The sequence below is a fragment of the Agrobacterium sp. GW821-FHT14E08 genome (assembly GCF_058803865.1).
This window is the reverse complement of record NZ_JBXAPJ010000003.1, coordinates 213,028-236,328: the sequence shown is the minus strand read 5'-3', so window position 1 is coordinate 236,328 and position 23,301 is coordinate 213,028. Positions and strand designations below refer to the sequence as shown.

Sequence of the window (23,301 nt, the reverse complement as noted above, 5' to 3'; positions counted from 1 at the left end):
GGGCCCCAAGCCCTCACCATTCAAGCAAAGACCAAGCCCATATCTTGATCGGGAGACTGTAAATGACTGTAAAAGTTGCCATTAACGGCTTCGGCCGCATCGGCCGCAATGTTCTGCGCGCCATCGTCGAATCCGGCCGCACCGATATCGAAGTCGTTGCCATCAACGACCTCGGCCCGGTTGAAACCAACGCCCACCTGCTGCGCTACGATTCGATCCACGGCAAGTTCCCGGCCGAGGTGAAGGTCGAAGGCGACACGATCATCGTTGGCGGCGGCAAGCCGATCAAGGTGACGGCTGTTCGCGATCCCGCAACGCTGCCGCACAAGGAACTCGGCGTCGATATCGCGCTCGAATGCACGGGCATCTTCACCGCCCGCGACAAGGCTGTTGCACACCTGACCGCCGGCGCAAAGCGCGTCATCGTGTCTGCTCCGGCTGACGGCGCTGACCTCACGGTCGTCTTCGGCGTCAATGACGACCAGCTGACGAAGGACCATTTGGTCATTTCCAACGCATCCTGCACCACCAACTGCCTCGTGCCGGTCGTGAAGGTTCTCGATGACGTCGTTGGCATCGACCATGGCTTCATGACCACGATCCACTCCTACACGGGCGACCAGCCGACGCTGGACACCATGCACAAGGATCTGTACCGCGCCCGCGCCGCAGCCCTGTCCATGATCCCGACCTCGACGGGCGCCGCCAAGGCCGTTGGCCTCGTTCTGCCGCACCTCAAGGGCAAGCTCGACGGCACGTCGATCCGCGTTCCGACCCCGAACGTTTCGGTCGTCGACTTCAAGTTCATCGCCAAGCGCGACACGACGGTTGAGGAAGTCAACGAAGCGATCAAGTCCGCTTCCAACGGCAAGCTGAAGGGCATTCTCGGCTATACCGAAGAGCCGCTGGTTTCCCGCGACTTCAACCATGACAGCCATTCCTCGATCTTCGCGATCGACCAGACCAAGGTCATGGAAGGCAAGTTCGTGCGCGTTCTGTCCTGGTACGACAATGAGTGGGGCTTCTCCAACCGCATGTCGGATACGGCCGTCGCCTTCGCGAAGACCATCTAAGCAAATATCACTTTCGTAAAAACCGGCAGGAGCGATCCTGCCGGTTTTTGTTTGCCTGAAAAATGCCGGCGGGAATGAGGGATCCCGCCGGCATCGATCCAGAAGCAAGGCAGGGCGCTTCGGATCGAAAACAATCACCGGCGGAGAGACGATGCAAGCCATCCCTCAACCAGCGCGGGGCACGCGCATCCGTCATTTTCTGTTGTTGATAATGACCGGGCCGGAATTCCCGGCACTGCTCCAGATCGTATCGAACGTCTGTTGCCGCAAATCACTTTGCTGCATGGAAAGCTTCATCATGCAGTCGGCAAAATCCCGAGAACCTTCAGGGTAGCCAAAGACGCGACAACGCTCGCGTTGAGCAGCCATGTTTTCGGCCGTCTGTTCCGTGCTTGAGCAACCCGAAACTATCGAGCCCGCCACCAGCACCATAATAAATCCAGTAATATTTATCCGCTTCATCCGACCGCTCCGGTAATGTTGAAAAGCAATTCGGACGAGAGAAATAACGCCGCTGCATTGTCTCTATGTTACGTCGAAACCCCCGCGCCTGAATTGTTTCGGCGGGGCATATTTCGCGCTGCGCGCCTTGGATTTTTGGCCATACGCCGAAAAAAATCCCATTTCCTGCCTTTGTCTGGTCCATTTTGAAACGGACAAGAAGAACAGGGATAACGGTCGTGCGCAATGCACTTCGGCCCTGCCGTATCATTCGATACACCCCGCCTTGCGTCACCTTTCAACGCCAGCAGAAACCGCGCTGACAGACCGCAACCCGTGGCGCATTGACTGCACGCGCAGAGCATTCATTGCGCCACGGGTTGCGGTCCATCAACGCGGTTTGAATGAGGCGGTGGACGTGGAATCATTTTATCTTCTGTTGCTTGTGGCAACTGTTCTGGTTCTCGTCGCCGCCTTTTCGAGCCTTATCGCCTTCCGGTTCGGCGCGCCCCTCCTTCTTCTTTTCCTGATGATCGGCCTTGGGGCTGGTGTGGATGGCCTCGGCATCGAATTCACCAACAATCCGCTGGCCTATATGCTTGGCTCGCTGGTGCTTGCCGTTATCCTCTTCGATTCCGGGTTCGGCACGTCCATCCAGTCCTTCAGGCTTTCCGCAGCACCCGCCGTCGCTCTCGCTACAGTCGGCGTCATCCTAACATCCGTCTTCTTTGCCGGCGCGGCGGCCCTGCTGCTCGGGCTTTCCTGGCTGGAAGGCCTGCTGCTCGGCGCCATCGTCGCCTCCACGGATGCGGCGGCTGTGTTCTTCCTGCTGCGCATCGGCGGCATCCATATCCGCGATCAGGTGCGTTCGACGCTGGAAGTCGAATCCGGTACCAACGATCCGATGGCGATCTTCCTCACCATCGCCCTGGTCGAAATCATCGCCAAGGGCCAGGGGCTGGCCGGCATCGACAGCGGCTTTCTGCTGCTTTTCATTGAGCAGATGGGGCTTGGCGTGATTTTCGGCCTGCTCGGCGGCGTCATGATCGCCACCGTCGTCAACCGGTTTGCCGCCGACCGCGGGCTTGCGCCGATCTTCGTGCTGGCGCTGGCGCTGCTGGTCTTCTCCTTCACCGGCACAATTGGCGGCAGCGGTTTTCTGGCGGTCTATGTGGCAGGCATCGTTGCTGGCAACCGCCGGATTTTCGCCAAGGAAACCATTCGCCGTTTCCATGAGGGGCTGACCTGGCTTGCCCAGATCATCATGTTCCTGATGCTCGGCCTGCTCGCCACCCCGTCGCAGTTTCCGGCGATCGCCATTCCCGCCGTGCTGCTGGCACTGTTCCTGATCTTCGTCGCGCGCCCGCTCGCGGTCTGGCTCAGCCTCATGCCCTTCAACTATACCCAGCAGGAAACCTCCTTCGTCGCCTGGGTAGGCCTGCGCGGGGCCGTCTCCATCCTGCTCGCCATCATGCCCATTCTCGGCGGGCTTGACGATGCGCAGGTCTATTTCAACGCCGCCTTCATCATCGTGCTGGTGTCACTGCTGGTGCAGGGCTGGACCATCAAGCCGGTAGCGACGAAACTCGGACTGATCGTACCGCCGCGCATGGGCGAAGTGGACAAGCTGGAGGTGGACCTTCCCGGCACCGCCAACCATGAGCTGATCTCCTACCGGGTCGCCAAGGGTAGCGCCATCATGCAGGGTGAGCGCATTCCGCGCTGGGCCATGCCTTCGCTGGTGGTGCGCGACGGCAAGTCGATCCGCTACCAATATGCCGGGCGGCTGCGGGAAAACGATCTCGTCTACCTCTTCATCGCCCCCGGCTATTCCCGCCTGATCGACCGGTTGTTCGCCAGCGCCCTGCCGGTTGCCGATGACGACGCCGATTTCTTCGGCACCTTCGCGATCTCGCCCGCCCGCCCGGCAAAGGAGCTGGACGCAGCCTATGGCCCCGGCCTGCTTTCGCCCGCCGAACAGGCGATGAGCGTCGCGGAACTCATCGAAGCGCGCCTTGCCGGAAAGGCCGACTACGCCGACCGCGTGCGCCTCGGCTCCATCGTGCTGATCGTTCGCACACTGGACGAGCACGAGGCGATAACGGGTGTGGGCATCTCCCTCGAACCGGTGGAACCGGCGACCAGCCTGCCGATCTTCATCAGCTTTTCGGAAATCCTCAATCGTGTGCGCAACCATCTGGCAGAGAAGCGCCAGCCACGCTCCGCCAGCATTGAAGAAAGCGCCCCCGCCGCTCCGAATACAGTGAGAGAAAATGAGGCCTGACCGGCTTGCGTCGTCAATCAGGCATAGTATGGTCCGTGCCGAACTCGCAACAAATCAGGATCGACCTATGCCCGCTTTCAAGACCCTCGACGACCTCAACGACATTGCCGGAAAGCGCGTTCTCGTCCGCGTTGATCTCAACGTACCGGTCGCAGATGGCAAGGTGACGGACGCAACCCGCATCGAACGCGTTGCGCCGACCATTCTGGAGCTCTCATCCAAGGGCGCGAAAGTCATTCTGCTTGCCCATTTCGGCCGTCCGAAGGGCGAACCTGTAGCCGACATGTCGCTTTCCCAGATCGTGCCTGCCGTCGAGGAAGTGCTCGATCACGCCGTTTCCTTCGCAGCCGACTGCATCGGCGCACCGGCGGCGGATGCAGTCGCTAAACTGAACGACGGCGATATCCTGCTTCTGGAAAACACCCGTTTCCACAAGGGCGAAGAAAAGAACGATCCGGCCTTCGTGGAAGCTCTGGCAGCCAATGGCGATATCTACGTGAACGACGCCTTCTCCGCCGCCCACCGCGCCCACGCTTCCACCGAAGGCCTTGCACGCCACCTGCCCGCTTATGCCGGCCGCACCATGCAGGCCGAGCTTGAGGCTCTGGAAAAGGGCCTCGGCCAGCCGGTGCGTCCTGTCGTCGCCATCGTCGGCGGCGCCAAGGTGTCGAGCAAGATCGATCTGCTGATGAACCTCGTCAAAAAGGTCGATGCCTTGGTCATCGGCGGCGGCATGGCCAACACCTTCCTCGCCGCCCGCGGCGCACAGGTCGGCAAATCGCTCTGTGAGCATGATCTCGCCGAGACTGCGAAGCAGATCATGATCGAGGCAGCGACATCCGGCTGCGCCATCGTGCTGCCGGAAGACGGCGTCGTCGCCCGCGAATTCAAGGCCGGTGCCGCCAGTGAAATCGTCGACATCAACGCCATTCCTGCCGACGCCATGGTTCTCGATGTCGGCCCAAAATCAGTTGAAAGCATCAAGGCCTGGATTTCCCGCGCCGAAACGCTGGTCTGGAACGGCCCACTCGGCGCCTTCGAAATCGAGCCCTTCGACGCGGCGACCGTGGCTGCCGCAAAACACGCGGCGGAATGCACCAAGGCCGGCAAGCTCGTCTCCGTCGCTGGCGGCGGCGACACCGTTGCCGCGCTCAACCATGCCGGCGTTTCCGAGGATTTCTCCTATGTTTCGACGGCCGGCGGCGCCTTCCTCGAATGGATGGAAGGCAAGGAATTGCCGGGCGTTGCCATCCTGACCGCCGCCAAGTAAACTCATCCTACTTGCCTGACACGAGGCCGGACAAGCCATGCTTGCCCGGCCTTGCTTTTTGGTAAGCGGCACCGGGAGGAAAAGTTTCAAACGATTGAAATCATTTCAATCGTTTCAATGAGTTAGCGTGCCATTTCCCTGCCTTGGAACTTCTGTTATCGGAAATTTATTGTGCCTTGGGAGAATAGCAAATGACCGAACGTCTCGAAGACATTGCAATCAAAATGGTCGCCGACGGCAAGGGCCTGCTCGCCGCCGACGAATCCACGGGAACGATCAAAAAGCGTTTCGACAGCATCAATCTGGAGTCCACCGAGACCGCCCGCCGCGATTATCGCGAGATGCTTTTCCGTTCCGACGACGCCATGAAGAAATACATCTCCGGCGTCATCCTTTACGAAGAGACCCTGTTTCAGAAGGCCGCCGACGGCACGCCTTTCGTTGATATCATCAAGGCCGCCGGCAGCCTGCCGGGCATCAAGGTGGATATCGGCGCCAAGCCGATGGCTTTCCACCCACATGAATTCATCACCGAAGGCCTCGACGGCCTTTACGAGCGCCTGCGCAAGTATCATGAGGCCGGCGCACGTTTTGCCAAGTGGCGCGGCGTCATCACCATCGGTGAGCAGCGTCCGAGCTGGGGTTCGATCAAGGCAAACTCCCAGTCGCTCGCCCGTTACGCCGCTCTCTGCCAGCAGGCGGATATCGTGCCGATCGTGGAGCCGGAAGTGCTGATGGACGGCGAGCCGGGCACGCATGACATCGACCGCTGTGCGGAAGTCACGCAGTGGGTTCTCCAGACCGTCTTTGCGGACCTGTTCGACGCCCGCGTGAACCTTGAAGGCATGATCCTCAAGCCGAACATGATCATCGACGGCAAGAAGGCCCGCAAGGCTTCTGTCGAGGAAGTGGCGGAAAAGACCGTGAAGGTTCTGAAGGCGACCGTGCCTTCCGCCGTTCCTGGCATCGCCTTCCTTTCCGGTGGCCAGTCCTCCGAAGAAGCAACCGCGCATCTCTCCGCCATGAATGCCGGTTACGACCTGCCTTGGTCGCTGACCTATTCCTACGGCCGCGCGCTTCAGGATACGGCCCTCAAGACATGGGGCGGCAAGCAGGAAAATGTCGCTGCCGGTCAGCGTGCCTTCACGCACCGCGCTGCGATGAACAGCCTCGCCGCCAAGGGCAACTGGAAGCAGGAACTCGAAAAGGCCGCCTGAGGCCCTCACCGCAGGTTTTCAGCCAAACAAAAGCCGCCCCATGGGGCGGCTTTTTTGTTACGGACGCAGAAGCAGCGTCACCGACCAGATGACAAAGGCGGCAACCGCAATCTTCCAGCAATCGCCTCTTTTCTTGAGGCCCGGCAGGCCAAGCGGCCGGATGATCTGGACCACCATGGCCAGCAGTAAAAAAAGGCCGATCGCCTTTGTCATTTATTGAGCCTTTTCTTTATTTCTGCATCGTCACAGGCTGGACATTTTTACCGTTCACCAGAAGAGTGCAACTCATTCGGGTAATCCCGTCCTATGGCCTGTCCGACCGTCCGTCCGAACGCATGAGAGTGTCTTCATGAGCAGAAATCTTCTACCCGTATTCGCTCTTTTATCCAGCACTCTGTTTCTTTTTCTCGGCAACGGCCTTCAGGGCCTCGTGCTGCCGGTTCGCGGTTCGGCGGAAGGTTACTCCAATGAAATACTGGGCTTTCTCGGCACCTCTTGGGCGGCCGGCTTCGTCATCGGCTGCTTCGTGGCGCCCGCCATCGTGCGCCGTGCGGGGCATGTCAGGGCTTTTGGCTCCTTCGTCGCGCTGATCTGCCTGACGGTGCTGATGACCGGCCTCATTGTCGATGATGTCTGGTGGATTGCCCTGCGCGCACTGACCGGCTTCTGCACGGCCGGCACCTCGATGATCATCGAAAGCTGGCTGAACGAGCGTGCGACCAATGAGAGCCGCGGCATGATCTTTTCGCTCTATATCGCCATCACGCTGCTTGGCGTCGTGGCCGGGCAGATGATCGTGCCGATGGGCGACATCAGCAATACCTCGCTGTTCATGATCTGCGGCATCATCTACTGCATCGCCATTCTGCCGGCCACGCTTTCCAAGGCGGCGAGCCCCCAGCCCCTGCAGAAGGTCAGTCTGGATTTACCGGCGCTCTACCGCAATTCACCGGTCTCCTTCGTCGGCATTCTGATGATCGGCATTGCCAACGGTGCTTATGGTACGCTTGGCGCTGTCTTTGGCGCACGAGCCGGTCTCGACCCGACCATGATCGCCATCATGGTCTCCGTCACGATTTTCGTCGGCGCGCTGGCGCAGTTTCCGGCGGGCCGCCTGTCGGACCGGATAGACCGCCGTTATGTCCTGGCCGGGTTGGCCGGGCTCGGCGCGGTCGCGGGCCTTGCCGTTGCGGCGGTGCAACCCCATGATGTCTATGTGCTGATTGCCATGATCGCCGTGTACGGCGCCGCCGCCAACGCGCTCTATCCCATCGCCGTAGCGCATGCCAACGACTATGCCGCCTCGGAAGACTTCGTGAAGGTCTCGGGCGGGTTGCTGCTGCTTTACGGCATCGGCACCATTATCGGCCCGACACTCGGCGGCGCGGTCATGACCTATTTCGGTCCCTATGCGCTGTTTCTGGTAACAGCTGTCGCCCATGTGCTGATCACGGCTTACGCCATCATCAGAAGCCGTCAGCGCGCCGCCCTTTCGACCGACGAAAAAGACAATTTCTCGACCATGATGCCGACGACGCCCTCCCCACTCGTCACGCCGGAAAGCATTGCACTTGATCCGCGCGCGCCGCAATATCCCGGGGACGATGGTAACTATGTTGAAAAAGGAGCAGGCATATGAGCCTCTTTGACGATGACCGTCCGCAAAAACCGGTGGCGCACGAGATCGGCAGCGATCTCAGCCTTCTTTCGGTAGACGAACTGACTGGCCGCATCGACCTCCTGCAAACGGAAATCACCCGGCTTGAAGAGGAGCGGACAAGGAAGTCCGCCGGCCGGCTGGCGGCGGAGAATCTCTTTCGGTCCTGACGACCGATCTCGACAGGGCCTTGAAAGAACCCACAGGCGGCAAGATGCGGCCGGCGGGGTTGTGCGCAAATGAAGAACCTGGCGCAGTCTTTCGTTTACCATTAACCAAAAATTAAGCTTTCTGAGAGATTACTATACATGTCCAGTTCTTCTGGACCTCAGGCATCTTCTCCATTCGGCGAATTGGTCTGATTTTTCTCCCTGTTTTACCTTGAGAGCCGCTTTCGCGGCTCTTTTTTTGCCAGACGGCAAATTCCGTAAAACTGTGGGTATTAACCCTTCTTTAATAATTGCCTTGCGCATTTCAGGTAAAGATACCATCCTGAAAACACTAAAGGCCGGAACAAAATATCCCGGTCGTCGTTGCCTGACAGTGTGGTGCGTGAGCAGGGATTTAAAGAAATGTCGGAACAGGTTTTAAATACCATAAGCTTTGCGGGGCGCGCGGCTGCTTCCAACCAGTTCAAGACCCTCTATACCGAAGGCATGACCTTGGTTGAGGAAACGGCAAGCTATCTCGACGGCGCCGGTCGCGTCGCTTCCAAGGTTCTGCCGCGCATGGCCTCGGTTCTTTATGCGGCGGAATCGATGCGCCTCACCACCCGTCTGATGCAGATGGCCTCTTGGCTGCTGCTGCAGCGCGCCGTTAATAATGGTGAGATGACGCGCGATCAGGTTCTGAACGAAAAGAACAAGGTGCGTCTCGACAGCTTCAATGTCGACCGCAACGCGCCCGGCTGGAACGATCTGCCGGAATCCTTCCGCGACCTCATCGAACGCTCTCTGCGCCTCCAGAACCGCATTGCCCTTCTTGACCGCGAAATCTATCGTCCGTCCGAAGCCACCAAGGTGCCGGACAATGAAAACAGCGTGCAGGCGCAGCTCAACCTTTTGCGCACGGCTTTCTCCATCAACTGAGAAAAGACGACCTTATCCGGACAATTTGAAAAGCAGGCTGAAATGCCTGCTTTTTTTATTTTGACGTATAGGCCCACATCCGCCATTGCCAAAACGGCAACAAAAAAGCCCGGTAAAAACCGGGCTTTTTTAAATGATCCGTCCGCAAGAGGATCAGAGGCCGAGGCCGCCGAAACGCTTGTTGAACTTGGAAACGCGACCACCGCGGTCCATAAGCTGCTGGTTGCCGCCCGTCCATGCCGGATGGGACTTGGGGTCGATTTCAAGGTTCATGACGGCGCCTTCCGAACCCCAGGTAGAGCGGGTTTCGTATTCGGTGCCATCGGTCATGACCACCTTGATCGTGTGATAATCGGGATGGATATCAGCCTTCATGACAATCTTCCTGGTTAAGTGACGTGCGGTCCATTTGCCGCAATTGCGTCAACTGAGCCATTTCAATAAATGAAGCCATAGACCAGATGGGCTATGGCTTCCCAATTCGATGCGGAGCCTATACATGAAGGTCGCCCAGATAACAAGAGCCTGCTATCCCCTTGTGAAAGGAGATGGCCGCAGGGGCAGGAATTTTACCGCAGGCCGGAAATTCGACCCCAAAAGACCGAAAAACGGCGCGGAACGAGGAGCATAAAGGACGTGGCAGATATTGAAGCGCAGAAAGCGGCGAAACAGAGAAGCCTGAAGCCGCTTCTTGGCCTTTTCCCCTATCTCAGGCGTTATCGCGGCCTGATGGCGGCCGCCCTTTTCGCACTTGTCCTGTCTTCCGCCACCACACTCGCCCTGCCGCTTGCCGTCCGCCGTATCATTGATCACGGCTTCCAGACGCCCGATGGCGGCATGATCAACAGCTATTTCGCCATGCTCTTGGCGATTGCCGTCCTCCTCGCGCTTGCCAGCGCCATGCGCTATTATTACGTCATGACGATTGGCGAAAGGGTTGTTGCCGACCTGCGCCGCGACGTCTTTGCCCATCTCACCACGCTGTCGCAGCAGTTTTTCGATACCAATCGATCCGGTGAACTGACCTCACGGCTGACCGCCGACACGGTGCAGATCCGTTCCGCCTTCGGGTCATCCGCCTCTGTAGCATTGCGCAACATCATCATGTGTTGTGGCGCAGTGGCGATGATGATCTATACCAGCCCCGGCCTTTCCGGTCTTGCGCTGCTTGCCATTCCCTTCATCGTATTTCCGCTGATCGCCTTCGGACGTTCCGTCCGCGCCCGCTCGCGCACCACGCAGGACACATTGGCCAATTCCGCCGCCTATGCCTCCGAGACGATTGCGGCGAGTCGCACTGTGCAATCCTTTAATGCAGAGACCCTCGCAAATGCGCGTTATGGCGCTTCCGTGGAGGCCGCCTATCAGGGTGCGCGCGCGGCGATCGGTGCACGCTCCATCCTCACCGCCGTTGCCATTGCGCTGGTCTTCGGCAGCGTCGTCGGCATTCTCTGGTATGGCGCACAGAGCGTCCTGTCCGGCGGCATGACCGCCGGCACGCTCGGCCAATTCGTGCTTTATTCAGTCATCGCTGCAAGCGGCCTTGGCCAGCTTTCGGAAGTCTGGGGTGAACTGGCGCAGGCGGGCGGTGCCGCCGAACGGCTTTCCGAACTGCTGGACGAGCGCTCACCCGTCATCGAACCGACGGCGCCCATTGCCCTGATACAGCCGCCGCGCGGCGAGGCGGCATTTGAGAATGTCGATTTCATCTACCCCCTCGCGACGGGACGGCCAATCATCTCCGGCCTCTCCTTCAAGGTGAACGCCGGTGAAACCGTTGCCATTGTCGGCCCATCCGGCGCGGGCAAGAGCACGGTCTTCTCCCTGCTGATGCGGTTTTACGATCCGCAAAAAGGCCGCATCACCGTTGATGGCACGGATATCCGCCATGTCAGCCTGGCGGACCTGCGCGCGCGCCTTTCCATCGTTCCGCAGGACGTGGCGATATTTGCCTCCTCCATCCACGACAACATCGCCTTTGGGCGGCCGGATGCGACACGCGAGGAGGTCCGTGCGGCCGCGAGCGCCGCACAGGCGGACAGCTTCATCGCGCGACTGACCGATGGTTATGATACGCAGGTGGGTGAACGCGGCGTCACGCTTTCCGGCGGCCAGCGCCAACGCATTGCAATTGCCCGCGCGATCCTGCGCAATGCGCCGATTCTGCTTCTCGACGAAGCGACCTCGGCACTCGATGCGGAAAGCGAAATGCTGGTGCAGAAGGCTCTGGATGAGCTGATGAAGACCCGCACCACCATCGTCATTGCCCACCGTCTTGCCACCGTGCTGAAGGCCGACCGCATTCTGGTGATGGATGAGGGCCGCGTCATCGAGGAAGGCACGCACCAGAGCCTCATTCGCCAGAACGGCCTTTATGCAAAGCTAGCCCGGCTACAATTCCAGACGGGGCCGGACGAATTGCGCGCCCAGGCTTAATCACTCCAGCACCTTGCGCCCTGCAACACGGCCTGAAAACAGGCAACCACCAAGGAATGTGCCCTCAAGCGCATTATAGCCGTGCATGCCGCCACCGCCGAAACCCGCCACCTCACCGGCGGCATAAAGACCCGGCACCGGCGCACCGGCACCATCCAGCACGCGCGCCTCAAGGTCCGTATGCAGGCCGCCCAGCGTCTTGCGCGTCAGCACATGCAGGCGCACGGCGATTAAGGGCCCCATCGCAGGATCGAGCAGCCGATGTGGTTTTGCAGTACGCATCAGCCTGTCGCCGAGATAACGACGCGCACCATGGATGGCCGTCACCTGCGCGTCCTTGCAGAAACCGTTTTCGATCTCCCGGTCGCGCGCCTCTATCTGATGGCGAAGATGGCCTATATCCAGCCGGTCATCGCCGCTGATTGCATTCATCGCCGGTACAAGTTCTTCCAGCGTGTCGCGGACGGCAAAATCCTCCCCGCGCTCCATGAAAGCCCTTACCGGCCCAGGGGGCTCTTTGCCCAGACGTTTGAGGAGCAGCCGCACATCTTTATTCGTCAGATCAGGATTTTGCTCCGAGCCTGAAAGAGCGAATTCTCTCTTGATGATCGCCTTGGTCAAGATGAACCAGCTATGGCCGCTGCCGCGCTCGCCCAGCATTTTAAGCGTGCCGAGCGTATCGAAGCCCGGCATGGCGGGCGCTGTGAGCCGGTTTCCATCCGCATCGCACCAGAAGGATGAAGGGCCGGGCAGGATGCGGATACCGTGGCCCGGCCAGATCGGATCATGGTTTCTCACGCCCTCGGTATAGTGCCACATCCGGTCGCGATTGATGACCGTTCCACCAGCCGTTTCCGAAATTGCGATCATCCGACCATCCACATGAGCGGGTACGCCGCAGACCATGTTCGCGGGAGGCTTGCCGAGCCGCTCTACCGGCCAGTTACGCCGCACCAGCTCCTGATTGCCGCCGATGCCGCCGGAACTGACGATGACGGCCGAGGCTGCAATGGTGAAATCACCCGCTACGTCCCGGCTGCTCTGTTGTCCGCGCAACACCGGATCCGTTGCAAGAACAGCGCCGGAAATGCCAGTCACCCGGCCGTCGGTGATATCCAGCCGATCGACGCGATGACGAAACCGAAGGGTAAGGCGGCCGCCTGCCGCCATGGTTTTCGCCTTTTCAGCAAAAGGCGCCAGCACACCTGGACCCGTGCCCCATGTGACGTGGAAACGCGGCACGGAATTGCCGTGGCCGTGGGCAAGGCCGCCGCCACGCTCGGCCCAGCCAACCACCGGAAACCAGCGCATGCCAAGCCGATGCAACCATTCGCGTTTCTCACCGGCTGCGAAATTGAGATAGGCTTCGGCCCATCGTTGCGGCCAATGATCCTCGGAACGATCAAAACCGGCCGAACCAAACCAATCCTGCCTCGCGAGATCAAGACTGTCGCGCACCCGCATCAGGCGCTGCTCGGGACTATCGATGAAGAACAGCCCACCAAGCGACCAGAAAGCCTGCCCGCCAAGGTTCTGCTCTCCTTCCTGATCCACAAGGCAAACGCTGAGACCACGCTCGACAGCCTCGGTTGCCGCGACCAGCCCGGCAAGCCCCGCACCGACGACAATCACATCATATCGTTCCATCAGCCCCTCCCAGATATGACGGAATTACTTTTACGCGAACGTAAATTCACTCGCGTTACAAGGCAACCGCCAAGATGCGGCTCCTGTCTTAGCGCTCGGTGAGCTTCAGTTCGATACGGCGGTTCTGCTGACGCGCTTCCGGCGTGTCGCCTTCTGCAATCGGTTGATATTCGCCAAACCCGGCGGCAACCAGACGGTTTGACGGAACGCCCTTGGAGATCAGGAATTTCACCACCGAGGTGGCGCGGGCTGAGGAAAGTTCCCAATTGTCGCGGTAACGGCCGGAGCCGGAAAGCTGGACATTGTCCGTATGGCCGTCAACGCGCAGGACCCAGTTGATCTCCGCCGGGATTTCCTTGGCAAGATCGATCAAAGCTGTCGCCAGCTTCTCCATCTCCGCCTGCCCTTCCGGATTGAGTTCGTTGCCACCGGAAGGAAACAGCACTTCGGACTGGAAGACGAAACGGTCACCGACGATACGGATATTTTCGCGATCCGAGAGGATTTCGCGCAGACGCCCAAAGAAATCAGACCGATAACGGTTCAGTTCCTGCACCCTCTGCGCCAGCGCCACATTGAGGCGACGCCCGAGATCGGCGATCTTGACCTGAGACGAGGCATCCTTGGCTTCCGAAGCCTGAAGCGCAGCCTCCACCGAAGCGATCTGCGCCCTGAGTGCCGCAATCTGCTGGTTGAGCAATTCGATCTGGGCAGAGGCACGGGAATTTGCCTGTTTCTGGTCGTCCAGTTCGCCGGTAAGGCTACCGATCCGGGCATTGGCGCTTGCACTGTTGCCCGATCCCGCATCGAGAAGCGACTGCAGGCGCGAGCGCTCGTTTTCGGACGCGGCAAGTGTGGATTGCAGGCTCGCCAGTGCGTCCTCGATATCCTGTTTGTTGCCCTTTTCCATGGCCAGAAGTTCGGTCAGTTCCGCTATCTGGCTGTTGAGGCGCGTCAAAACCTCGTCCTTGCCGGTGATTTCCCGCGACAGCACGAATTGCGCCAGCACGAAAACCGTGAGCAGAAACATGATGGCCATGAGCAGCGTCGAGAGCGCATCGACGAAACCCGGCCAATAATCCACACCCCTGTCGCGGCGGCGGTTGCGCGCAAGCGCCATGGCTACTCGCTCCCGTTATCGTGCCGGGTGCGTCCGGAGGATTTTGTCTCCCCGTCGATGCGTGTCGACAGCCGATCAAGCGTGCGGCGGAGCGATCTCGATTCCTCCTGCTGCGCCTCGATCCAGTCGCGCAGCATCTGCTGTTCGCTGCGCATATTCTTCACCAGGCCCTGAATGCCCTCGGCAAGGCTGGTCATGGCCGCAAGCGAACGCTCGGTGCTGACAACCGCGCCGGATTCAGCCTTGAACTCCCTCGGCATTTCTGCCGAGGTATCCGTCACGGAAGACAGCCAGTTCTCGAGCTGGGTGTAAAAACGGTTCTGGGCGCGACCAGCCTGAAGATCGAGAAATCCGAGGATCAGCGAGCCCGAAAGACCGAGAAGCGATGAGGAAAACGCCGTTCCCATGCCGGCAAGCGGCGCGGTGAGACCAGCTTTAAGCGAGCTTAGGATATCGTTGCTGTCGCCGGCGCTTGGATCAAGCGACTGGATGACGTTGCTGATGGCGCCAATGGTGCCGATCAGACCCCAAAAGGTGCCGAGCAGGCCAAGGAACACCAGAAGGCCAACGAGATAACGCGAGGTATCACGCGTCTCATCAAGGCGAGTCGCGATGGAATCGAGGATCGTGCGCTGCGTAACGGCGGAAAGCCGGACCTCACCGCGCTTGCCGATCAGCGTGCTCATGGGGGCAAGCAACTTTGGCGCACGGCCAACCTTCTCAACGCTGCCAGCGGCGCGGAACGCGTTGAACCAGCGCACTTCCGAACGCAGGCTCATTGTCTGCGTGAACACCAGAATGATGCCGATGGCAAGAACGCCGAGAATGAAACCGTTGAGACCCGGATTCGTCATGAAGGCGGTGTGCGCCTGCCGGTAAAGAATGGCCGCCAGGAAACCGACGAGGATCAGAAACAGAACCATCGTCCAGAGAAACGGTGTCGGGCTGGACAGCTTGTGGCTGTATTGCCGCGTGGTCACCGGCTTCTCGACGCCGAGATCAAGTAACTCCGAATCCGCCATAACGTTCGCATTCCCTTCGGTCAGGTATCCAGCGGAAGCTATTTGAAAATTGCGACGATTTGAAGCGAAAAGCCGGTCTTTCGTCATACGCATTTTGCAAAGACGTGTGGGACCGGCGCTCAGAAAAACAAAAACGCCCGGCAAGGGTTCGCCGGGCGCTTAAAAACTTGCGTTAAACGGCAGGTTTTCTGCCGAAATCGATCAGCGGCCCGGTATCGGGCGGTTGGCGACTTCCACAAGCGACTTGTGGATATATTCATTTCCAGCCGCAACAGTACCGCTGCCGAAGATGTCCGTGCCGCCCTTGATATCAGAGGCAAAGCCACCAGCCTCGCGAATCAGCACCAGACCGGCCGCCATGTCCCAGGGCGAAAGATCCGCCTCCCAGAAACCGTCGAGGCGGCCTGCTGCAACATAGGCAAGGTCGAGCGCTGCCGCGCCCATGCGGCGAATGCCGGCCGTCTCACCCATGACGTGACGAAGCTCGACGAGGAACTTACCGTGATTGCCACGGCCGAGATGCGGCACGCCGCAGCCGATGACGCAATCGGTCAGCGCCTTACGCGCTGCAACACGAATACGGCGATCGTTGAGGAAGGCACCGCCGCCACGCTCGGCGGTATAGAGTTCATCGGTCGCCGGGTTGAAAATCACGCCGGCGACGACCTCACCGTTGCGCTCCAGCGCGATGGAAACGGCGAAATGCGGAATGCCGTGCAGGAAATTGGTCGTGCCATCAAGCGGATCGACGATCCAGCGATGTGCACCATCACTGCCTTTTTCCTCGCCGCCTTCCTCACCCAGAAAGTCGTAGGTGGGGCGGGCCTTCATCAGTTCATCGCGCACGATCTTCTCGGCCTTGAGGTCCGCCTGCGATACGAAATCGCCCGGTCCCTTGACCGAAACCTGAAGGTTCTGCACTTCACCGAAGTCACGCGACAAAGACTTACCCGCCTTGATGGCGGCCTGAACCATGACATTGAGAAGGGCTGAACGGGCCATCGAGTTTGTTTCCTGGAAAGCTTGCGAACCGCCCGAAAGCTTGCCGGGCAGGCACGTCATTATTTTCTTGAATTGAAAGTTTGCGGTTCAAGACCACAAAACGCGCGGAAATTCAAGGCAAAAAGCCCGCGGGCGAATGCCGGCAGCGGTTGAGCCGCCCTGCATCACACCGGGCGGAACCGATTTGCCGCCTCGATCGCCTTTTTCTGCTGCTCGTCGGTGATGCCGAGATAAAAATCCTCAAGAGCCGGATCCTTGAGCCCTGCGCGCCGGGAAAGCACATACCATTTCGCCGCTTCCACCGGGTCGGGTCGGGTGCCCAGTGCCTGAATATAGAGGTGCGCCACCTTGTTCTGGGCCACGACATTGCCGCGCTGTGCAGCGCCATAAAGCCAGCGGAAGCCCTCATCCAGATTTCGCTCGCCGCCAAAACCATTGACCAGCCAGATGCCGAGATCGACCTGCGCGGTATCGTAGCCCGCCTTCGCGGCCCGCATCAGCCAATCCCTTGCCTTGGCCTTCTTTTCGGCAGGCACATCCTTGAGCGACCAGTAAATCTGCGACACCGCATATTGCGCGTCGGCAATGCCCTGTTCGGCGGATTTTTCATAAAACGGCATGGCCATCAGCAATCCCTTGGCACCGGGATTTTCCGAAACCAGAATCTGCCCCCAGTTGAACTGGGCCGAAGCATTGCCGGCTTCCGCGGCCCGGCGCATGTAATCGTCGGCCTTCACCTTGTCGCGGGTGACGAATTTACCTTCCATCAGGATCAGGGCGAATTTAAACATGGCGACCGCATCGCCACCCTGCGCCGCCTGCTGGTACCAGAAAGCCGCGGTCTTCTCGTCACGGGCAATGCCGAGCCCGCGCGACATCATTTCCGCCACCAATGTCTGGGCGGCCGCATCGCCGTTCTGCGCACGGTTCAACGCCTTGTCGAGCGCCTGCACATATTCACCGCGCTGGAAATGACCGTAGGCCTCGTCCACCCTGCCCTTGAACTCCTTTTCAGGCGGCAGGGCCGGCAGTTCGGCACCCATGCGCTGATAGACGTTGACGCCCTGCGATGGTTGCAAATCCTTCTGCTCTTCCGATTGCACCCTGCCCTGACGGGAAGGCTGCGCCTCATCCTCCATCTGCCGGGAAAGCGCGTTGCTTTCGCTCTGCGGTCCGGACTGGGCAAAAGCAACGCCCGCCGACGCGCCAAAAATCAGCGTCATCAGCGAAACGGAAAGGCAGAAGAGAACCGAGCGCATGAACATCGCCTGTATCAACCGCCAAACCGTGGCGCTTTTTCGTCAAGCAACGCGTTGATTTCAGAAACGGCCTGGGCGGCGCCGGCAGCATTGTCGAAAACGCCGCTGCGCATCGCCACAAATTCCACGCCGGTTTCAGCGACGGCAACCACCGACGACGGATCCGTGCCGCCCATGACGATGGCCGGGATTTCGATCATCGAAGCCCACCACTCGCCAAGCGCCAGATTTTTGGGGTGCGCTTCCGGCTTGATGTCGCCTTCGAGCTTGCCGAAAAAGACGTAGTCCGGATTGGACTCACCCTGTTCCAGAGCCTTGTGACGGTCATCCGCATTGCCGCCGCCGACGATCATCTTCGGCGTGAAATTTTCAACGGCTTCGGCAAGCGCCTCGGCATTGCCCGCCACATGCAAGCCATCCGCCTTCACCCGGCCCGCGACCCGGCTGTCGCCAGCGATGAGCGCAGCCGCACCCGCCTTCTGGACGAGAGGCACGATCAGTTCGGCACGCTTCTGGAAAGAGGCGTCATCCAGACCGTATTGCGGAATGATGACCGAGGCCACATCGCCGCCCCGCAGTGCTTCTTCCACATCTGTCGCCTGCTTTTGCGCATCGTCCGATTGCGGGACGATCAGAACAAGGCGGCAACGGTCTTCAACTATGGTCATTGGTTCGTCCATTTCAGGCAGAAGACACTTCCGGCGCGATCTGCACTCGTTTTGATATGATAAATCCGATAAACCGGACCGGCGAAAGGATCAACCATCCATCCATGCTGACCGATTTTCATTTTTTCCTCGTCGCCATCCCCGCAGTCGTGCTTGTCGGCCTTTCCAAGGGTGGTTTGGGCGGCGCGCTGGCGCTGATGGGCGTGCCGCTGATGGCACTTGCAATCCCGCCGGTACAGGCGGCGGCGATCTTCCTGCCGATCCTGATCGTGATGGATCTCGTGGCGCTCTGGGCGTGGCGACACCACAATCACCGGCAGACGCTCCTCATCATGCTGCCCGGCGCAATCGCCGGCATCGCACTCGGCTGGGCCACCTCAAGCCTCATATCCGCAGATGCGATGCGGCTTGTCGTCGCCTCGGTGACAATCCTCTTCGTGCTGCGCTATTTCCACGAGAGCTTCAAAAGCCGCAACGGGCAGCAAATCCCGGCCAGACCGCAACGACCGGCCGCCGCAACGCTCTGGTCCAGCCTTTCGGGTTATGCGAGTTTTGTCGCCCATGCGGGCGGCCCGCCCTTCCAGATCTATGTCCTGCCGCTGAAGCTCGATCCCAAGACCTATACCGGCATGAGCGTGCGTTTCTTCGCCATCATGAATGCGATCAAGCTCATCCCCTATTTTGCGCTGGGCGCGCTGGACGCCACCAACCTCAAGACCTCGGCCAGCCTTTTGCCAGTCGCGATGCTGGCGACGCTCGCCGGTGCGAGGGTGGTGAAATACCTGAAACCATCCGTGTTTTACCCGCTGATGTATACCATGGCGCTGATCGCGGCCCTGAAACTGCTGTGGGACGGACTGCCCTTTTAGGTTTTGGCGGCCACTAAAAAGCCCTGGCAACACCGCAGGTGTCGTCAGGGCCGAAAAGGAACCGTCAGTCCTTCATTGAAGGCTGCGGCATGGCATCATTTAATGCCTTGTGGAGGCTTTAAGCCTCTGCAGTTCATCCTTCAGGCGCAGTTTTCGACGTTTGAGGTCAGCGATCTCTGTGTCGTCCGAAGACGGGGAAGCAAGAATACTTTCGAGCTCTTCCTCCAGAGCACCGTGTTTCTTTTCGAGCGATGCAATATGAGCCTGAATGGTCATGCGGCACGTCCTTCCATTTTTAAGCCTACCTCCAGCTCTCCATCGCTGGAGTTTCAGGTTTGCGACGACAATGTGACATGGATTAATGGTATTGTCGAAGGCGAAATGAAGGCAATTAGTGGGCAATTTGGTCGCAACGGATAACTTCCCGTTACCGCGATTTGATGATAGAGGCTCGAGAACAGACGACATAGGTGCCGGAGGCTATCCGGCTGGCATAAAATGGGGATGACAAGATGCCCGATCAGGACCAGGCGGACATCAGGCTCACGCTGGCGCGGCTGCGCCAGGAGCATGAGGATTACGACGCTGCGATCAATGCGATGATCCAGACCAGCTGCGATGCGCTGAGGATACAGCGCATGAAGAAGAAGAAGCTGGCCGTCAAGGACAAGATGACCCAGCTCGAAGACCAGGTCATTCCCGATATCATCGCCTGAGCCGGAGAAATTACGTGACAGCAGAAACACCCCCCGTCGCCATCATCATGGGCAGCCAGTCCGACTGGGAGACCATGAAGAACGCCGCCGATACGCTGGATGCGCTGGATGTGGAATATGAAGCCCGCATCATTTCCGCCCACCGCACGCCGGATCGACTTTATGATTTCGCCAATGGCGCAAAGGATGAGGGCTTCAAGGTCATCATCGCCGGTGCCGGCGGCGCTGCCCATCTGCCAGGCATGACGGCCGCCATGACCCCTCTCCCGGTCTTCGGCGTTCCGGTGCAGTCCAAGACGATGTCCGGACAGGACAGCCTCTATTCCATCGTCCAGATGCCCGCCGGCATCCCCGTCGGCACGCTCGCCATCGGCAAGGCCGGCGCGATCAACGCCGCCCTTCTTGCGGCAGCGGTTCTGGCGCTCAGCGACGAGGATCTTGCTGACAGGCTTGCTGCATGGCGCGCGCGCCAGTCGGCGGCCGTGGCCGAATATCCCATGGACAACGCCCAGTGACGGCATCCGGGACAGCTGACGCGACGATGGGCACCAATAATCTGACCAAGGGCAACCTCACCATCGGCATTATCGGCGGCGGACAGCTCGGCCGCATGCTGGCAATGGCCGCAGCCCGCCTCAACCACCGCACCATCGTTCTGGAACCCCAGGCCGATTGTCCGGCCGCACAGGTCTGCAACAGCCAGATCGTCGCGGATTATGACGATGAAACCGCGCTTGCCGAACTCGCCGGCCTTTGCGATGTCGTGACTTACGAATTCGAGAACGTGCCCGTGGCGGCAGCCGAAACGCTCGCCGCCTCCGTTCCCGTGTATCCGCCGCCGCAGGCGCTCAGCGCCTCGCAGGACCGGCTGACGGAGAAACGCTTCCTCAATGGTTGCGGCATTCCGACCGCCGATTTTCGCGCCGTGGACAGCCAGGAAGATCTGGACGCAGCATTAGCCGCTTTCGGCGGCAAGGGCGTGTTGAAAACCCGCCGCATGGGCTATGACGGTAAGGGCCAGCGCCTGTTCCGGGGTGGCGAGGACAGCACGGGCGCTTTCGAGGCGCTTGGCGGCGTGCCGCTTATCCTCGAAAGCTTCGTTGCCTTCGAGCGGGAGATCTCGATCATCGCCGCCCGGTTCAGGGACGGCACGGTCACCTGCTACGATCCCGCCGAGAACGTTCACCTGAACGGCATTCTGCATACTTCGACCGTGCCGGCAGCGCTTTCCGACGGGGCGAAGGATGTGGCCGTACAGTCGGCGGAAAAGCTTCTGGCGGCGCTCGATTATGTTGGCGTGATCGGCATCGAGTTCTTCGTCCTGCCCGATGGTTCGCTGGTCGCCAATGAAATGGCGCCGCGTGTTCACAATACCGGGCACTGGACGGAAGCCGCCTGCGTGATCTCGCAATTCGAGCAGCATATGCGTGCGGTCTCGGGTCTTGTTCCCGGCAGCACGGCCCGCCATTCGGATTGCGTCATGACCAACCTCATCGGCGATGACATCAACGATGTTCCGGCATGGCTGTCGAAAAAAGACTGCCTCGTGCATCTCTATGGCAAGACCGAAGCGCGCCCCGGCCGCAAGATGGGCCATGTGACCGAGCTTTTGCACACAGGAAAAGCCTCAGTCTTTTAAGGCAAAGACACCGGCAAGTGTTGACAGGCAGGGGTCAAACGGGTATTTGCCTGCCAACCGAAAAGAGCGCGCCCCGTTGCGCGCTTTTGATTGTTTGAATAAGCACGGTAAAAGCCGTGCAAAACTGCGGACCAGTAAAATGAAAATCAAGAATTCGCTTAAAGCGCTTAAGGCCCGTCATCGCGATAACCGCCTGGTTCGCCGCAAGGGCCGCGTCTACATCATCAACAAGCAGAACCCGCGCTTCAAGGCTCGTCAGGGCTGATTGACTGCGACTGCGGTTCGCGATCAGATCGCGGATCACTTTGTTGACAGAGTAGAACTTTGCATTTGATATTGGGCGCAGTCGGGTTAAGCTTTGACCCATGCGCCCAAATCGTTTTTGCATGGCTATCATCGTCATACAGGGTTTCCTGTTTTCGGCCCTTCCGTTTCCGGGAGTGGCTGCCATTGGCCATGCGGCGGATGCGACGGCTCCCGTAGCGGCGGAACCTGCGCTTTCACCTTCCAAAACCGTCGACACTCTTTTTGCATCCCTGAAGAAAGAGCGAAACGCCGTCAAGGCGCGCAGCATCGCCAACCAGATTGCTTCCGAATGGAATGATTCCGGCAGCGCGACGATCAATCTTCTGATGCAATGGGCGGGCGAAGCTTCAGACGAGAAGCGCAATGCCGCCGCTTACGATTTTCTCGACCAGATTATCCTGCTCGATCCCGACTATGTGCAGGCACCCTATCGCCGCGCCATGGTGCATTTCGCCGATGGCGACACCCGCAAGGCCATGGCGGATATCAACCTGACGCTGGAGAAAGAACCGCGCTATTTTCCGGCGCTGGCAAGCCTTGCCAATATCCTCGAAGCCTCCGGCCGCGAGGAGCTGGCGCTGAAGGCCTGGGAGCGTTATCTGGCGCTTTATCCGGCCGACAGGGACGCCCGCAAACAGGCCATCGATCTTTCCGAAAAGCTGGCCGGCACACGCGGCTAATATTTACTGTATTGAGCAGGGCTGTATTTTGGCAGAGCAGAATGAGTTTAAGGCAGCCGAAAGTCTTTTAAAGTCCGTTGGAGATAATCCAAGTTTCGATATCGGCGAGTTCATAGATCGACTTTCCGTGACTGAGGATTGGGGGAAACTCATAGTCGCCCATATCTATCTGGATCACATCGTCACTGAAGTTTTGAACACTCATCTCAATCATCCTGCCGCGTATTTCAACGGCTACAGATCGTTCGCTGAGAAACTTAGCCTATGTCAGGCGATGGGTTATTTTCGCGATGAATTCGGCAACGTTCTAAAAGCCGTAAATAACTTGCGGAACAGGTTTGCGCACAAGCTGGTATTTCATGTGTCGGATGAAGAAAAGCGTAATTTGTTTCGTACTCTCACGACCGAGCGCCCAATATCCGAAGTAACACGTCCCGGCGGTTTCGAAGAATTTCTGTTTACAGTCGTTATGTTCGCAGAGATTTCACGATCAGCGGAAGAGCGACAAGCCGAACTGTCGAAGGAGCGTAACTTCGTGAGCGAAAAAATACTCGAGCTCCTTATCGCCAATAAAGATTTTCTGGGCGATAAAATTTAGCTGCAGGGCGCATTCGTCTATCGCCCTACAGCAAATTAATGGCGCTGGTTATTCCATGCCAAGCGCGGCCATATAGGTCTGCAGGATGGTTTCTTCCTCAATACGCTCGTTGGCGTCCTTCTTGCGCAGGCGGATGATGGTGCGGATCGCCTTGGTATCGTAACCACGCCCTTTGGCTTCGCCAATCACATCCTTGATGTCACCCTGAATGGCGGCCTTTTCTTCTTCCAGCCGTTCAATGCGTTCAATAATCTGACGCAGTTCGGCGGCGGCGACGGTTTCGGTGGTGCTGGTTTCGTCCATCATATC

The 23,301-nt window shown here is 59.1% G+C and carries 26 protein-coding genes; 15 read left to right on the top strand and 11 right to left on the bottom strand.

Annotated features, from left to right (window positions below; all coding sequences use genetic code 11):
* Nucleotides 1-62: 62 nt before the first annotated feature.
* A complete protein-coding gene (gene gap, locus AC1ROR_RS13795; RefSeq protein ID WP_498589736.1) occupies nucleotides 63-1,073 on the top strand; it encodes a type I glyceraldehyde-3-phosphate dehydrogenase in 1,011 nt (336 codons plus the stop codon).
* A 192-nt stretch (nucleotides 1,074-1,265) separates the two neighbouring features.
* Here the strand turns inward: gap and AC1ROR_RS13790 are convergent, their stop codons facing one another.
* Complete coding sequence (locus tag AC1ROR_RS13790; protein WP_035222201.1) at nucleotides 1,266-1,535, bottom strand: hypothetical protein; 270 nt, start codon at nucleotides 1,533-1,535, stop codon at nucleotides 1,266-1,268.
* A gap of 397 nt (nucleotides 1,536-1,932) precedes the next feature.
* Between AC1ROR_RS13790 and AC1ROR_RS13785 the strand changes: the two genes are divergently transcribed.
* From AC1ROR_RS13785 to AC1ROR_RS13775, 3 genes are all read left to right on the top strand, one after another.
* Entirely contained in the window at nucleotides 1,933-3,798 is a 1,866-nt protein-coding gene (locus AC1ROR_RS13785) for a potassium/proton antiporter (RefSeq protein WP_498589735.1), read from the top strand.
* Nucleotides 3,799-3,865: 67 nt separating this feature from the next.
* Nucleotides 3,866-5,068, top strand: coding sequence for a phosphoglycerate kinase (locus AC1ROR_RS13780; RefSeq protein ID WP_498589734.1), 1,203 nt, complete (start codon nucleotides 3,866-3,868; stop codon nucleotides 5,066-5,068).
* 191 nt (nucleotides 5,069-5,259) lie between these two features.
* Complete coding sequence (locus AC1ROR_RS13775) at nucleotides 5,260-6,285, top strand: class I fructose-bisphosphate aldolase (protein ID WP_003523197.1); 1,026 nt, start codon at nucleotides 5,260-5,262, stop codon at nucleotides 6,283-6,285.
* 57 nt (nucleotides 6,286-6,342) lie between these two features.
* Here AC1ROR_RS13775 and AC1ROR_RS13770 read toward each other — a convergent pair whose 3' ends face one another.
* Nucleotides 6,343-6,498, bottom strand: coding sequence for a hypothetical protein (locus AC1ROR_RS13770; protein ID WP_003520354.1), 156 nt, complete (start codon nucleotides 6,496-6,498; stop codon nucleotides 6,343-6,345).
* 136 nt (nucleotides 6,499-6,634) lie between these two features.
* Here AC1ROR_RS13770 and AC1ROR_RS13765 point away from each other — a divergent pair, with 136 nt between their 5' ends.
* The 3 genes from AC1ROR_RS13765 (at nucleotide 6,635) to rcdA (ending at nucleotide 9,030) form a co-directional block, all read left to right on the top strand.
* Nucleotides 6,635-7,924 carry an MFS transporter gene (locus tag AC1ROR_RS13765; protein ID WP_035222196.1) on the top strand — a complete coding sequence of 430 codons (1,290 nt, stop codon included), beginning with the start codon at nucleotides 6,635-6,637 and terminating at the stop codon, nucleotides 7,922-7,924.
* On the top strand, nucleotides 7,921-8,112 hold the full coding sequence (locus AC1ROR_RS13760) for a DUF1192 domain-containing protein (RefSeq protein WP_498589733.1): 192 nt from the start codon (nucleotides 7,921-7,923) through the stop codon (nucleotides 8,110-8,112). The genes AC1ROR_RS13765 and AC1ROR_RS13760 overlap by 4 nt, the downstream gene beginning before the upstream one ends.
* Nucleotides 8,113-8,514: 402 nt before the next feature.
* Complete coding sequence (gene rcdA / locus AC1ROR_RS13755; RefSeq protein ID WP_498589732.1) at nucleotides 8,515-9,030, top strand: protease adaptor protein RcdA; 516 nt, start codon at nucleotides 8,515-8,517, stop codon at nucleotides 9,028-9,030.
* 153 nt (nucleotides 9,031-9,183) lie between these two features.
* Here the strand turns inward: rcdA and rpmE are convergent, their stop codons facing one another.
* Complete coding sequence (gene rpmE, locus AC1ROR_RS13750; RefSeq protein WP_003497640.1) at nucleotides 9,184-9,405, bottom strand: 50S ribosomal protein L31; 222 nt, start codon at nucleotides 9,403-9,405, stop codon at nucleotides 9,184-9,186.
* A 261-nt stretch (nucleotides 9,406-9,666) separates the two neighbouring features.
* On the opposite strand from rpmE, the gene AC1ROR_RS13745 reads away from it, so the two are divergent.
* Nucleotides 9,667-11,466, top strand: coding sequence for an ABC transporter transmembrane domain-containing protein (locus AC1ROR_RS13745; protein ID WP_498589731.1), 1,800 nt, complete (start codon nucleotides 9,667-9,669; stop codon nucleotides 11,464-11,466).
* On the opposite strand, the gene AC1ROR_RS13740 is transcribed toward AC1ROR_RS13745, so the two are convergent.
* The 6 genes from AC1ROR_RS13740 to AC1ROR_RS13715 form a co-directional block, all read right to left on the bottom strand.
* The gene (locus tag AC1ROR_RS13740; RefSeq protein WP_498589730.1) at nucleotides 11,467-13,113 is read right to left on the bottom strand and encodes an FAD-binding dehydrogenase; all 1,647 of its coding nucleotides are present in this window, start codon (nucleotides 13,111-13,113) and stop codon (nucleotides 11,467-11,469) included.
* A gap of 88 nt (nucleotides 13,114-13,201) precedes the next feature.
* Entirely contained in the window at nucleotides 13,202-14,233 is a 1,032-nt protein-coding gene (locus AC1ROR_RS13735) for a peptidoglycan -binding protein (protein WP_498589729.1), read from the bottom strand.
* Nucleotides 14,234-14,235: 2 nt separating this feature from the next.
* Nucleotides 14,236-15,255, bottom strand: a complete 1,020-nt coding sequence (locus AC1ROR_RS13730) for a flagellar motor protein MotA (protein WP_498589728.1) — start codon at nucleotides 15,253-15,255, stop codon at nucleotides 14,236-14,238.
* Between the two features lie 201 nt (nucleotides 15,256-15,456).
* Nucleotides 15,457-16,257 (bottom strand): inositol monophosphatase family protein, encoded by an 801-nt coding sequence (locus AC1ROR_RS13725; protein ID WP_498589727.1) that lies wholly within the window; start codon nucleotides 16,255-16,257, stop codon nucleotides 15,457-15,459.
* A 164-nt stretch (nucleotides 16,258-16,421) separates the two neighbouring features.
* Complete coding sequence (locus AC1ROR_RS13720; RefSeq protein WP_035222181.1) at nucleotides 16,422-17,522, bottom strand: tetratricopeptide repeat protein; 1,101 nt, start codon at nucleotides 17,520-17,522, stop codon at nucleotides 16,422-16,424.
* An 8-nt stretch (nucleotides 17,523-17,530) separates the two neighbouring features.
* Nucleotides 17,531-18,184 carry a thiamine phosphate synthase gene (locus AC1ROR_RS13715; protein WP_035222740.1) on the bottom strand — a complete coding sequence of 218 codons (654 nt, stop codon included), beginning with the start codon at nucleotides 18,182-18,184 and terminating at the stop codon, nucleotides 17,531-17,533.
* A gap of 104 nt (nucleotides 18,185-18,288) precedes the next feature.
* On the opposite strand from AC1ROR_RS13715, the gene AC1ROR_RS13710 reads away from it, so the two are divergent.
* Entirely contained in the window at nucleotides 18,289-19,053 is a 765-nt protein-coding gene (locus tag AC1ROR_RS13710) for a sulfite exporter TauE/SafE family protein (protein ID WP_498589726.1), read from the top strand.
* Between the two features lie 99 nt (nucleotides 19,054-19,152).
* Here AC1ROR_RS13710 and AC1ROR_RS13705 read toward each other — a convergent pair whose 3' ends face one another.
* A complete protein-coding gene (locus AC1ROR_RS13705) occupies nucleotides 19,153-19,329 on the bottom strand; it encodes a YdcH family protein (RefSeq protein WP_035222179.1) in 177 nt (58 codons plus the stop codon).
* Nucleotides 19,330-19,565: 236 nt separating this feature from the next.
* On the opposite strand from AC1ROR_RS13705, the gene AC1ROR_RS13700 reads away from it, so the two are divergent.
* The 6 genes from AC1ROR_RS13700 (at nucleotide 19,566) to AC1ROR_RS13675 (ending at nucleotide 22,992) form a co-directional block, all read left to right on the top strand.
* The gene (locus tag AC1ROR_RS13700; RefSeq protein WP_003497661.1) at nucleotides 19,566-19,769 is read left to right on the top strand and encodes a YdcH family protein; all 204 of its coding nucleotides are present in this window, start codon (nucleotides 19,566-19,568) and stop codon (nucleotides 19,767-19,769) included.
* Between the two features lie 47 nt (nucleotides 19,770-19,816).
* Complete coding sequence (gene purE / locus AC1ROR_RS13695; RefSeq protein ID WP_498590038.1) at nucleotides 19,817-20,284, top strand: 5-(carboxyamino)imidazole ribonucleotide mutase; 468 nt, start codon at nucleotides 19,817-19,819, stop codon at nucleotides 20,282-20,284.
* 26 nt (nucleotides 20,285-20,310) lie between these two features.
* The gene (locus AC1ROR_RS13690; protein ID WP_498590037.1) at nucleotides 20,311-21,408 is read left to right on the top strand and encodes a 5-(carboxyamino)imidazole ribonucleotide synthase; all 1,098 of its coding nucleotides are present in this window, start codon (nucleotides 20,311-20,313) and stop codon (nucleotides 21,406-21,408) included.
* Between the two features lie 139 nt (nucleotides 21,409-21,547).
* The gene (gene ykgO, locus AC1ROR_RS13685; protein WP_003497670.1) at nucleotides 21,548-21,673 is read left to right on the top strand and encodes a type B 50S ribosomal protein L36; all 126 of its coding nucleotides are present in this window, start codon (nucleotides 21,548-21,550) and stop codon (nucleotides 21,671-21,673) included.
* A 100-nt stretch (nucleotides 21,674-21,773) separates the two neighbouring features.
* Nucleotides 21,774-22,394: a hypothetical protein gene (locus AC1ROR_RS13680; protein ID WP_498589725.1), complete on the top strand. Its 621-nt coding sequence runs from the start codon at nucleotides 21,774-21,776 to the stop codon at nucleotides 22,392-22,394.
* Nucleotides 22,395-22,422: 28 nt separating this feature from the next.
* Nucleotides 22,423-22,992, top strand: a complete 570-nt coding sequence (locus AC1ROR_RS13675; RefSeq protein WP_498589724.1) for a hypothetical protein — start codon at nucleotides 22,423-22,425, stop codon at nucleotides 22,990-22,992.
* A gap of 48 nt (nucleotides 22,993-23,040) precedes the next feature.
* Here AC1ROR_RS13675 and AC1ROR_RS13670 read toward each other — a convergent pair whose 3' ends face one another.
* Nucleotides 23,041-23,298 carry a DUF2312 domain-containing protein gene (locus AC1ROR_RS13670; protein WP_080723112.1) on the bottom strand — a complete coding sequence of 86 codons (258 nt, stop codon included), beginning with the start codon at nucleotides 23,296-23,298 and terminating at the stop codon, nucleotides 23,041-23,043.
* Between the last annotated feature and the right edge of the window lie 3 nt (nucleotides 23,299-23,301).

Coding starts and splice junctions, on each gene's coding strand:
- gap (WP_498589736.1), top strand. CDS start 63: ATGACTGTAAAAGTTGCCATTAACGGCTTCGGCCGCATCGGCCGCAAT.
- AC1ROR_RS13790 (WP_035222201.1), bottom strand. CDS start 1,535: ATGAAGCGGATAAATATTACTGGATTTATTATGGTGCTGGTGGCGGGC.
- AC1ROR_RS13780 (WP_498589734.1), top strand. CDS start 3,866: ATGCCCGCTTTCAAGACCCTCGACGACCTCAACGACATTGCCGGAAAG.
- AC1ROR_RS13775 (WP_003523197.1), top strand. CDS start 5,260: ATGACCGAACGTCTCGAAGACATTGCAATCAAAATGGTCGCCGACGGC.
- AC1ROR_RS13770 (WP_003520354.1), bottom strand. CDS start 6,498: ATGACAAAGGCGATCGGCCTTTTTTTACTGCTGGCCATGGTGGTCCAG.
- AC1ROR_RS13765 (WP_035222196.1), top strand. CDS start 6,635: ATGAGCAGAAATCTTCTACCCGTATTCGCTCTTTTATCCAGCACTCTG.
- AC1ROR_RS13760 (WP_498589733.1), top strand. CDS start 7,921: ATGAGCCTCTTTGACGATGACCGTCCGCAAAAACCGGTGGCGCACGAG.
- rcdA (WP_498589732.1), top strand. CDS start 8,515: ATGTCGGAACAGGTTTTAAATACCATAAGCTTTGCGGGGCGCGCGGCT.
- rpmE (WP_003497640.1), bottom strand. CDS start 9,405: ATGAAGGCTGATATCCATCCCGATTATCACACGATCAAGGTGGTCATG.
- AC1ROR_RS13740 (WP_498589730.1), bottom strand. CDS start 13,113: ATGGAACGATATGATGTGATTGTCGTCGGTGCGGGGCTTGCCGGGCTG.
- AC1ROR_RS13735 (WP_498589729.1), bottom strand. CDS start 14,233: ATGGCGCTTGCGCGCAACCGCCGCCGCGACAGGGGTGTGGATTATTGG.
- AC1ROR_RS13730 (WP_498589728.1), bottom strand. CDS start 15,255: ATGGCGGATTCGGAGTTACTTGATCTCGGCGTCGAGAAGCCGGTGACC.
- AC1ROR_RS13725 (WP_498589727.1), bottom strand. CDS start 16,257: ATGGCCCGTTCAGCCCTTCTCAATGTCATGGTTCAGGCCGCCATCAAG.
- AC1ROR_RS13720 (WP_035222181.1), bottom strand. CDS start 17,522: ATGTTCATGCGCTCGGTTCTCTTCTGCCTTTCCGTTTCGCTGATGACG.
- AC1ROR_RS13715 (WP_035222740.1), bottom strand. CDS start 18,184: ATGACCATAGTTGAAGACCGTTGCCGCCTTGTTCTGATCGTCCCGCAA.
- AC1ROR_RS13710 (WP_498589726.1), top strand. CDS start 18,289: ATGCTGACCGATTTTCATTTTTTCCTCGTCGCCATCCCCGCAGTCGTG.
- AC1ROR_RS13705 (WP_035222179.1), bottom strand. CDS start 19,329: ATGACCATTCAGGCTCATATTGCATCGCTCGAAAAGAAACACGGTGCT.
- AC1ROR_RS13700 (WP_003497661.1), top strand. CDS start 19,566: ATGCCCGATCAGGACCAGGCGGACATCAGGCTCACGCTGGCGCGGCTG.
- purE (WP_498590038.1), top strand. CDS start 19,817: ATGGGCAGCCAGTCCGACTGGGAGACCATGAAGAACGCCGCCGATACG.
- AC1ROR_RS13690 (WP_498590037.1), top strand. CDS start 20,311: ATGGGCACCAATAATCTGACCAAGGGCAACCTCACCATCGGCATTATC.
- ykgO (WP_003497670.1), top strand. CDS start 21,548: ATGAAAATCAAGAATTCGCTTAAAGCGCTTAAGGCCCGTCATCGCGAT.
- AC1ROR_RS13680 (WP_498589725.1), top strand. CDS start 21,774: ATGCGCCCAAATCGTTTTTGCATGGCTATCATCGTCATACAGGGTTTC.
- AC1ROR_RS13670 (WP_080723112.1), bottom strand. CDS start 23,298: ATGATGGACGAAACCAGCACCACCGAAACCGTCGCCGCCGCCGAACTG.